At 33.8% G+C, this 1,632-nt stretch carries 1 pseudogene; it reads right to left on the reverse strand.

The features are described 5' to 3' along the window. Positions 1-1,632, reverse strand: a pseudogene (locus AJ886_RS10450) (hypothetical protein); the annotation flags it as partial.

The following is a 1,632-nucleotide window of genomic DNA, read 5'->3' on the forward strand; positions in this document are numbered from 1 at the left end:
CCATTGGTTCCTATATTGCCAATATTGCCTTGATTAACACCTGAGATGATATTGTTTATATTATCAAGTTGTCCTAGATCGAGATTACCCTCATCTATAGTGATTTTATCAGCACTTACATTTCCATTTCCACCTACAATTATAGTGTCTAATTTACCTGTATCTTTATCTGTAGTAACAAGCCAATCTTCTATGACTATGCTACCAGATCCGCTATTAGTTAAATGATTGCCACTATTATCTTTATCTATGGTTCCTTGGTTATTAACAAAGATGGTTCCACCACCTTCATTTTTAATACCACTTGTAATAGTCGCATCAGAATCATTTTTTAAACTTAAATTATTATTACTTCTATTGAAGATATTACCATAAATAATTCCATTGTCAGTATTTAAAATACCACTTCCTTTTGCAGAAGCAATAAGACCTTCATTTTCAATAGTGATTCCGTATTCTTGTTTTTCTTGTCCTTCTTTTCCAATGGTTCCAGTATTTATAATACCCCCATTACCACCTTGGATAGTTCCAGATACATTGATGCTAGTATTTACTTGCTTACCGCCACCTATATAAATACCTGCATTACCACCTTCTAATCTACCCCCTGCTTTAACTTCAATGCCTTCACCCTCAATACCATTTTTACTTCCATCTATATGGATTGCATCATTGCCTGCTTTAATAACACCACCTTTTTCTATAGTGATTTTACCAATATTAACGGGCTTTTTATTTGTATCAAATGCATAAAAAGTTATACCATTGTTGCCTGCTTCTATAGTTCCTTTATTTGTAAGGGTTTCTATCTTGTTGCCATCACCTATGAAGATAGCATTGCCGTTTTGATTTTTGATTAGACCTGTGTTTTCAAAATTTTTAATAGTGGAGCTTGAAGTTCTCCAACTTTGAATGAATACTGCTCCTGATAATTGTTTGGCTCCAGATGTTCCTTCTATAGTACCAGTGTTTTTAAAATTATCTATAGTGGTACTTGATATATTTATACCTACTCTTCCTGAAAGAATACCTGAGTTATCAAAATTTGTTATAGTAGAACCAGAAAGATTTACCCCAGAGCTAGCAAACATAGCCCCATTAGGTCCTCCTGGATCTTTTCTTCCATCGCCTTTTAAGGTTCCGCTATTGATAAACGTTTGGATTGTAGAATAGCCAATATATATTGCTTGCGTATCCCAGTTATTTACATCTTGATTGCTGGTTTGAATAGTGCCACTATTATTAAGAGTTTGTACACTTGAATTATCTATGCTTATACCTCTATGTCCCTCGCTTTTAATGTTTCCACTATTGGTAATGGTTTTAACATCAGTATGATTAAATCGAACAGCTTCTTTATTTGTTGAAGTTGTTATAACTCCAGTATTGTTAAAATTATTAATCGTGGATTTATTATTAGCACCGCCTTCGAAAAAAACTCCTTTATCGCTTGAAGCTATAGTTCCACTGTTATCAAACTGATCCACAGTGAGAATTCCTGAGTTTTTATTTCCCCAAACTCCCATATAAATTTGACCATTAACTTGACCTATATTTTCAAAGGTATTGACAGTGATGGTTCCTGTGAGGTTATCTTGGCTATTTTGTATGGCTACTTTACCATTGATGGTT

The sequence above is a fragment of the Campylobacter sp. BCW_6465 genome, assembly GCF_001762815.1.
Classification (GTDB): Bacteria; Campylobacterota; Campylobacteria; order Campylobacterales; family Campylobacteraceae; genus Campylobacter_D; species Campylobacter_D jejuni.